General features: G+C 71.1%; 7 protein-coding genes. 1 reads left to right on the top strand and 6 read right to left on the bottom strand.

What is annotated here, in order from left to right:
- Window positions 1-710, bottom strand: a 710-nt coding sequence (locus tag ACFOWE_RS29395) for a LacI family DNA-binding transcriptional regulator (RefSeq protein WP_377293540.1), incomplete at its 3' end; no start/stop codon positions are given.
- A gap of 297 nt (window positions 711-1,007) precedes the next feature.
- Between ACFOWE_RS29395 and ACFOWE_RS29390 the strand changes: the two genes are divergently transcribed.
- On the top strand, window positions 1,008-2,294 hold the full coding sequence (locus tag ACFOWE_RS29390; protein WP_377293538.1) for an ABC transporter ATP-binding protein: 1,287 nt from the start codon (window positions 1,008-1,010) through the stop codon (window positions 2,292-2,294).
- 66 nt (window positions 2,295-2,360) lie between these two features.
- Here ACFOWE_RS29390 and ACFOWE_RS29385 read toward each other — a convergent pair whose 3' ends face one another.
- From ACFOWE_RS29385 to ACFOWE_RS29365, 5 genes are all read right to left on the bottom strand, one after another.
- On the bottom strand, window positions 2,361-2,993 hold the full coding sequence (locus ACFOWE_RS29385) for an amino acid-binding protein (RefSeq protein WP_377293536.1): 633 nt from the start codon (window positions 2,991-2,993) through the stop codon (window positions 2,361-2,363).
- Between the two features lie 195 nt (window positions 2,994-3,188).
- The gene (locus tag ACFOWE_RS29380) at window positions 3,189-4,235 is read right to left on the bottom strand and encodes a LacI family DNA-binding transcriptional regulator (protein ID WP_377293534.1); all 1,047 of its coding nucleotides are present in this window, start codon (window positions 4,233-4,235) and stop codon (window positions 3,189-3,191) included.
- Window positions 4,225-5,850 (bottom strand): glycoside hydrolase family 13 protein, encoded by a 1,626-nt coding sequence (locus ACFOWE_RS29375; protein ID WP_377293532.1) that lies wholly within the window; start codon window positions 5,848-5,850, stop codon window positions 4,225-4,227. The genes ACFOWE_RS29380 and ACFOWE_RS29375 overlap by 11 nt, the downstream gene beginning before the upstream one ends.
- Window positions 5,851-5,899: 49 nt before the next feature.
- Window positions 5,900-6,796 (bottom strand): sugar ABC transporter permease, encoded by an 897-nt coding sequence (locus tag ACFOWE_RS29370; RefSeq protein WP_377293531.1) that lies wholly within the window; start codon window positions 6,794-6,796, stop codon window positions 5,900-5,902.
- On the bottom strand, window positions 6,796-7,741 hold a 946-nt coding region (locus tag ACFOWE_RS29365), incomplete at its 5' end, for a carbohydrate ABC transporter permease (RefSeq protein ID WP_377293529.1). The genes ACFOWE_RS29365 and ACFOWE_RS29370, both read right to left, overlap by 1 nt.

The following is a 7,741-nucleotide window of genomic DNA, read 5'->3' as shown; positions in this document are numbered from 1 at the left end:
AGCGAGTGCGAGATCAGATCGTCCACCTCGGTCAGGCCGAGCAGCTGCGCCATCGCCTGCCGGTAGCCCTCGATCTTGCGGATCACCGGCACGAACCGGCGGGGGCCCAGGGCCAGGCCGATGCGCTCGTGCCCGAGGTCCACCAGGTGCTGCACGGCCAGCCGCGCGGCGAGCCGGTCGTCCGGCGAGATGAACGGCGCCTCGATCGCCTCGGTGTAGCCGTCGAGCAGGACGATCGGCAGGCCCCGGTCGGTGAGCCGGGTGTAACGGTCCATGCGGGCGGTGGTGTCGGCGTGCAGCCCGGAGACGAAGACGATGCCGCTGACCCCGCGCTCCACCAGCAGCTCGGTGAACTCGTCCTCCGGCGCGCCGCCGGGCATCTGGGTGCAGAGCACCGGCGTGTAGCCGTGCTGGGTCAGGGCCTTCTCGATCGCCTGGGCGAAGGCCGGGAAGATCGGGTTGTCCAGTTCGGGGGTGACCAGCCCGATCAGCCCGTTGCTGCGCTGGCGCAGGCGCTGCGGGCGCTCGTAGCCCATCAGGTCGAGCGCCGTCAGCACCGCCTGCCGGGTGGCCGCGGACACGCCGGGCTTGCCGTTGAGCACCCGGCTGACCGTCGCCTCGCTCACTCCGGCGTGGGCGGCGATGTCGGCCAGGCGGGTGACGGCCCCGTCGCTCCGGGGGCGCGGGGCCCGCGTCACTTCACCGTCCATCAGCAGCTACCTCACCATGCGCTCGCGAGGGGGTGCAAGCCGGGTGGACGCCTCCAGCCCGGCATGAAATTTTTTTCATAAACTTTCCGCAAAGAATAGCCCATCCGGCCCGCCTCCGGAGGCCGGACGACGGAAAAGCCCTGTCTTCATGCCCGATACGGCCAGGTAACAGAGTTGTGACCGCAAGACGTGCGTTTTCTGGCGACATCTATGGACACATGACCACATCGCACGATGTACTACCTCATCAATCACAGGCTGGATCCGGGCACCCACGTCCGGGAGGAACGAGCGCGCATGAGTACCGTCGTCCTCGACAATGTGACGAAGGTCTACCCAGGGGGATACCTGGCGGTCGACCGCATGAACCTGCGGGCCGGAGAGGGGGAGCTCCTCGTCCTCCTCGGCCCCTCCGGTTGCGGCAAGTCGACCCTGCTGCGGATGATCGCGGGGCTGGAGGAGATCACCTCCGGCGATCTGTGGCTGGGCGGCACCCTCGCCAACGACCTCCCTCCGCGCGACCGCGACGTCGCCATGATCTTCCAGAACGGCGCGCTCTACCCGCACCGCACCGTGCGCGGCAACATCGCCTTCCCGCTGGAGATCGCCAAGGCCGACCCGGAGATGGTCAAGGAGCGCGTCACCGAGCTGTCCAAGGCCCTGCACATCGACGAGACCCTGGACCGCCGGCCTGGAACGCTCTCCGGCGGCCAGCGGCAGCGCGTCGCGATGGGGCGCGCGATCGTCCGCCAGCCCTCGATCTTCCTGATGGACGAGCCGCTGTCCAACCTCGACGCGGGCATGCGCACCGAGCTGCGCATGGAGATCGGCGCGCTGGTGCGCTCCCTCGGGGTCACCACGATCTACGTCACGCACGACCAGGTCGAGGCGCTGACCCTGGCCGACCGGATCGCCATCATGAACCGCGGCGTGCTCCAGGACGTCGGCACCCCGGGCCAGGTCTACAACGACCCGGCCACCGCCTTCACCGCCGCGTTCCTCAACTCCCAGCAGCTGAACCTGCTCTCGGCCACGGTCCGCACCCCGCAGAACCAGTTCATCCTGCTGGACTTCGGCCCGCACCAGATCACCATCCCGTGGAGCGATCCGCGGGCCTACGCGATCTCCCAGTACGTCGGCCGGCAGATCATCGTCGGCCTGCGCCCCGACTGCCTGGCCCCGGTCCCGGACACCTTCGACGGGCCCGTCTTCCTCGGGCGCGTCCGGGCCCTGGAGTACCACGGCCACGAGTGGCTCGCCTACGTCGAGACCGGCATCATGTCCGTCAGCGTCCCCGAGCCGCCGGATCCCCGGCAGGCGGTCCGGGAGCTGGCCGCCTCCGGCCAGGGCGGCAGGATCCGCTCGGCGATGCGCCGGCTGCTGTCCGGAGGGGAGGCCGGGCCGGAGCCGCAGGACCAGTCCCAGGACGGCTCCGGCGGCACGCACCGCAGGGCCGACCTCATCGTCCGGATCGGCTCCCGCCCGGTCTGGCGGGCCGGCGAGCCCGCCCGGGTCGGCGTCGACGCCAGCCGCCTGCTGCTGTTCGCCTCCGACGGCTCCCGCATCGACCCCCCGCAGCGCTGAGGCGTCCCGCGGGGGACGCCCCGCCTCTGGCACGCTCCAGCGTCTCCGGCGCCCGGGGCGGGGCGCTCACGGTCCGGCGATGATCGAGACGATCTCCACCACCCTGCTGGCCCGGTCCACCTCGGCGCGGTGGAAGGACGGGCCCTGCGTGCGGGCCAGCACCAGGTGCAGCCCTGCGGCCGGGACGGGGATGCTCATCAGCTGGTGGGAGCCGGAGGTCAGGGCGGCCGGGCGGAGCAGGGCGAGGTCGGCGAGCTTGACGCCGGCGATGCCGCCGTCCTCGAGCACCTCCGGCGCCTGCCAGCTCCGGTGGAGGAGTCCCTCCCCGTCCGAGGAGAGGGCCACGGCCCACTCCGCCCCCACCAGCTCGGGGACGGCGTCCACCAGGGTGACGAAGGCCCGGGAGGGGTCGCTGGCGACGTGCCGGATGAGGTCGTAGTCGGGGGCGGCGCCGGGAACCTCGCGGGTGGGCCACACCCCCTCGACCCGGATCCCGGGGACGGCCGAGAGCCGGTCCGCGACGGTCGCGGCGTCCGGGGAGCCGGGCCAGGAGACGACGAAGTCGTCCACCGCCCTGCCGGTCTCGCGCTCCAGCACCGTCACCTGGAGGATGTCCGCTCCCAGCGTGCCGAGCACCCGGGCGACCTGCCCCAGGGCGCCCGGCCGGTCAGGGAAGGACACCCGCAGCCGCAACATCATCGACGATCACCTCTCTCCGGGCACCAGGGTGTCCTGGACAGGTTTCACAATCGTTCTGGGAAGATTTCCAGAATATGTCGCACTATGTGAAACCCCGGAGAGGGGCACGGCCCGCGCGCGGAAGGGCGGGAGCGCAGGCCGGCGGCCCACCCGCCCCTCCCCGCGTCGCGGTCCGCGTGCGGAGCGGCGGGAGGGTCAGCGGAGGATCAGCGGGCCGGAGCCGGTCGAGCCGCGGACGATGAGCTCCGGCTGGAAGATCAGCTCGGAGTGCTGGGCCGGTGTGCCCGCGACGGCCTCCAGCAGGGTGTGCACCGCGGCGGTCACCATCGCCTGCACCGGCTGGCGCACGGTGGTCAGCGGCGGGTCGGTGAAGGCGATCAGCGGCGAGTCGTCGAAGCCGACCACCGAGACGTCCCCGGGGACCGACAGGCCCCGGTCGCGGCAGGCCCGGATCGCGCCCAGCGCCATCAGGTCGGAGGCGCAGACGATGCCGGTGCACCCCTGCTCCAGAAGCCTCACCGCCGCGGCCTGGCCGCCCTCGACCGAGAAGAGCGAGTGCGAGATCAGATCGTCCACCTCGGTCAGGCCGAGCAGCTGCGCCATCGCGCGCCGGTAGCCCTCGATCTTGCGGATCACCGGCACGAACCGGCCCGGCCCCACGGCCAGGCCGATGCGCTCGTGCCCGAGGTCCACCAGGTGCTGCACGGCCAGCCGCGCGGCGGCCCAGTCGTCCGGCGAGATGAACGGCGCCTGCACGTCGCCCGAGTGCCCGTTGAGCAGGACGATCGGCACGCCCTGCCCGAGCAGCTGCGTATAGCGGTTCTGGTTGGCGGTGACATCGGCGTGCAGCCCGGAGACGAAGACGATGCCGCTGACCCCGCGTTCCAGCAGCAGCTCGGTGAACTCGTCCTCCGGCGCGCCGCCGGGCACCCGCGTGCACAGCAAGGGGGTGTAGCCGTGCTGGGTCAGGGCCTTCTCGAATGCCTGGGCGAAGGCCGGGAAGATCGGGTTGTCCAGCTCGGGGGTGACCAGCCCGATCAGCCCGTTGCTGCGCTGGCGCAGGCGCTGCGGGCGCTCGTAGCCCATCAGGTCGAGCGCCGTCAGCACCGCCTGCCGGGTGGCCGCCGCCACGCCGGGCTTGCCGTTGAGCACCCGGCTGACCGTCGCCTCGCTCACTCCGGCGTGGGCGGCGATGTCTGCCAGCCGGGCCGTGCCGGTGCCGCCGGCACCGTTATGCGACATCGTGTCCCCACCAGACGGCGGAGTCCGGCGCCAGCCGCACCGTCCCGCCGACGACCTCCGGCGCGACGCTCGCCAGCAGGATCCGGCCGCCGGGCGCGGGCAGCTCGACCGGCTCGCCGGTCAGGTTAACCGTCACCGTGAACCCTTCGCCCCGGGTGAAGGCGAGCGTGCCCTCCGGCGAGTCCAGCCAGGTCAGCGGGATCTCGTCGGAGGCGATCAGCTCCCTGCGGATGCGCAGCGCGTCCCGGTACAGGTGGAGCGTGGAGGCGGGGTCGCGCAGCTGCGACTCCACGCTGAGCTCCCCCCAGGAGCCGGGGATGGGCAGCCAGGTCTCCTCGATGCCCGGCATGCTGAAGCCGAAGTGCGGCTCCACGTCGGCCCACGGGATGGGGACCCGGCAGCCGTCGCGCCCGTCCTCGGGGTTGCGCAGCCGCTGCGGGTCGCGCAGATACTCCTCGGGCAGGTCGAGCACCTCGGGCAGGCCGAGCTCCTCGCCCTGGTAGACGTAGGTGGAGCCGGGCAGGGCCAGCGTCAGCAGGGCCGCCGCGCGGGCCCGGCGCAACCCCACCTCGCCGTGGCCGTAGCGGGTGACGTGCCGCTTGACGTCGTGGTTGGAGAGCACCCAGGTCGCCGGCGCGCCGACCCCGCCGGCGCTGGTGACCGACTCGTCGATCACCTTGCGGAACCGGCCGGCGTCCCACGGGGTGGTCAGGAAGTGGAAGTTGAACGCCTGGTGCAGCTCGTCCGGGCGGACGTAGTTGGCCAGCCGCTCCGGCGACGGAGCCCAGGCCTCGGCCACGCCGATCCGCTCCCCGGGGTAGGAGTCGAGGAGCCTGCGCCAGGCGCGGTGGATCTCGTGCACGCCGTCCTGGTCGAAGAAGGGCACCACGTCGGCGCCGATCATCTTGACCTGGTCGGAGTGGCCGACGTCGGGCAGGCCCGGCGCCTTGACCATGCCGTGCGCGACGTCGACGCGGAAGCCGTCCACGCCCAGGTCGAGCCAGAACCGCAGGATCGAGTCGAACTCCGCGTGGACCTCGGGGTTCTCCCAGTTCAGGTCCGGCTGCTCGGCGGCGAACAGGTGCAGGTACCACTGGCCGTCGGGCACGCGGGTCCAGGCGGACCCGCCGAAGACCGACTCCCAGTCGTTCGGCGGGAGCTCGCCGTGCTCGCCTCGGCCCTCGCGGAAGATGTAGCGCTCCCGCGCGGCGCTACCCGGACCGGCGGCCAGCGCCTCGGTGAACCACACGTGCTGGTCGGAGGTGTGGTTGGGCACGACGTCGACGATCACCCGCAGGTCGTGCCGGTGCGCGTCGTCGATCAGGGCCTTGGCGTCGGCCAGCGAGCCGAAGACCGGGTCCACGTCCCGGTAGTCCGCCACGTCGTAGCCGAAGTCGGCCATCGGCGAGGTGTAGAACGGGGTCAGCCAGAGCGCGTCGACCCCCAGGTCGGCGAGATACCGCAGGCGGCTGCGCACGCCGAGCAGGTCGCCGACGCCGTCGCCGTTGCCGTCGGCGAAGCTGCGCACGTAGACCTGGTAGATCACCGCGTTCCGCCACCACCGGGTCACGGCGGCGGCGTCGGCGGCACGGTCTACATGGAGAAGCTCGGTCATGTTCATTCCCCGATCAAGCGACATGTCAGGACGTGATAGCACAGTGGTGTTACAGCTTCGTGGCACCGGCGGTCAGACCGGCCACCAGGTTCCGCTGGACGAGCAGGAACACGACCGCCGCGGGGAGCGCGATGAGCACGGCCGCCGCGGTCAGCAGCCCCCAGTCGGCCCAGTACTGACCGACGAACTGCTGCAGGCCGGCGGCGAGGGTGCGCTTGTCGTCACCCGTCATGAACACCGTGGCGTAGGCGACCTCGCCCCAGGCGGTCATGAAGGAGTAGAACGCGGTGACCGCGATGCTGGGCCGGGCCAGCGGCAGGATGACCCGCCAGAAGGTGCCGAACGGGGTCAGCCCGTCGACCAGGCCCGCCTGGTCGATCTCGCGCGGGATGGAGTCGAAGTAGCCCTTCATCATCCACGCGCAGAACGGCACGGCCACGGTCATGTAGGCGATGACCAGACCCGGGATCTGGTTGAGCAGCCCGAGCCCCGCCATCAGGTTGTACAGCGGCACGATCAGGATCGCCACCGGGAACATCTGGGTGATCAGCAGCATCCACATGACGCCGCGGTAGCCCGGGAACCGGAAGCGGCTGATCGCGTAACCCGTCGTCGAGGCCAGGAAGACGCCGATGACGGTGGTCAGCCCCGCGATGATCACGGAGTTGAGCAGCCACGTCGGGAACTGCGTCTCGGTCAGCACCCGGACGTAGTTGTCCAGCGAAGGGCTGTCGAAGAGCTTCAGCTCCGTGGAGAGCCAGCCGTCGCGCGGCTTGAGCGAGGTCAGGACGAGCCAGACGATGGGGAAGATCGAGATGAGGGAGGCGACGACGAGCGTGCCGTGCAGCAGGATCGAGCTGCCGAGGCTGCGCTCGTCGCGGCCGCGGGCGCGGCGGCGCCTCGCGGTTCCCCCGGGGTTCCCGGGGCTCACGGTGGCGGTGCTCATCACCAGACCTCCCCTTGCTTGCGCAGCGCGCGCCGGTAGACGACGGCCATCACGACGAGGAGCAGCAGGATGAGCACGCCCCAGGCCGCCGAGCCGGAGTAGTTGCGGATGCCGGTGAAGGCCTCGCGGTAGGCGTAGGTGACCAGGATCTCGGTGGAGCTGCCCGGTCCGCCGCCGGTGATCAGGAAGATCAGCGGGAACATGTTGAACGTCCAGATCGTGCCCAGCAGCACGACGGTGCTGGAGACCGTGCGAAGGCCCGGGATCGTGATGAAGCGGAAGCGCTGCCAGGGGGTGGCGCCGTCCACCTCCGCGGCCTCGTAGAGGTCCTTGGGGATGGACTGGAGCCCGCCCAGCAGGGCGACCATCATGAAGGGGATGCCCACCCAGACGTTGACCAGGATGACCGCGATCTTCGCCGTGGTCGGGTCGTCCAGCCAGCCGACGCCGCCCAGGCCGATGCTGCGCAGCATGGCGTTGATGACGCCGTAGTCGCTGTTGTAGAGGTAGCGCCAGATGAAGGCGGCGACGAAGCCGGGGATCGCCCAGGGCAGGATCAGCATCAGCCGGTAGGCCGAGCGGAAGCGCAGCCTCCGGTTGAGCATCAGGGCCAGGCCGAGGCCGACGCCGTAGTGGAGCGCCACGCAGGCGACCGTCCAGACGACCGTCCAGGTGAGCTTCTCCCAGAACAGCCCGCTGCCGAGGATCGAGACGTAGTTGTCGAGCCCGGCGAACTCGTAGGTCGAGGGGATGACGTTGACGCCGATCGTGCGGCCCATGTTGGCCTCGGTGGCGTCGGTCATGGACAGGTAGACGCCCCGCGCCAGCGGCCAGCCGACGAGCACGGCGGTCACCACGATCACCGGGGCGACCATGGCCCAGGCGTACCAGTAATGCGACCACGCCCGCCGGACCGGGCCGGCCTTGGTCGGGCGGCGGCCCCGG

Source organism: Planomonospora corallina, assembly GCF_042650625.1.
GTDB classification, from domain to species: domain Bacteria; phylum Actinomycetota; class Actinomycetes; order Streptosporangiales; family Streptosporangiaceae; genus Planomonospora_B; species Planomonospora_B corallina.
Note: the sequence above shows the minus strand (reverse complement) of the source record. Positions and strands in the feature narration are given on the sequence as shown.

Bases quoted from the DNA above. Each gene is read 5' to 3' on its own strand.
- ACFOWE_RS29370 (WP_377293531.1), bottom strand. From the start codon at position 6,796: ATGAGCACCGCCACCGTGAGCCCCGGGAACCCCGGGGGAACCGCGAGG.
- ACFOWE_RS29375 (WP_377293532.1), bottom strand. From the start codon at position 5,850: ATGACCGAGCTTCTCCATGTAGACCGTGCCGCCGACGCCGCCGCCGTG.
- ACFOWE_RS29380 (WP_377293534.1), bottom strand. From the start codon at position 4,235: ATGTCGCATAACGGTGCCGGCGGCACCGGCACGGCCCGGCTGGCAGAC.
- ACFOWE_RS29385 (WP_377293536.1), bottom strand. From the start codon at position 2,993: ATGATGTTGCGGCTGCGGGTGTCCTTCCCTGACCGGCCGGGCGCCCTG.
- ACFOWE_RS29390 (WP_377293538.1), top strand. From the start codon at position 1,008: ATGAGTACCGTCGTCCTCGACAATGTGACGAAGGTCTACCCAGGGGGA.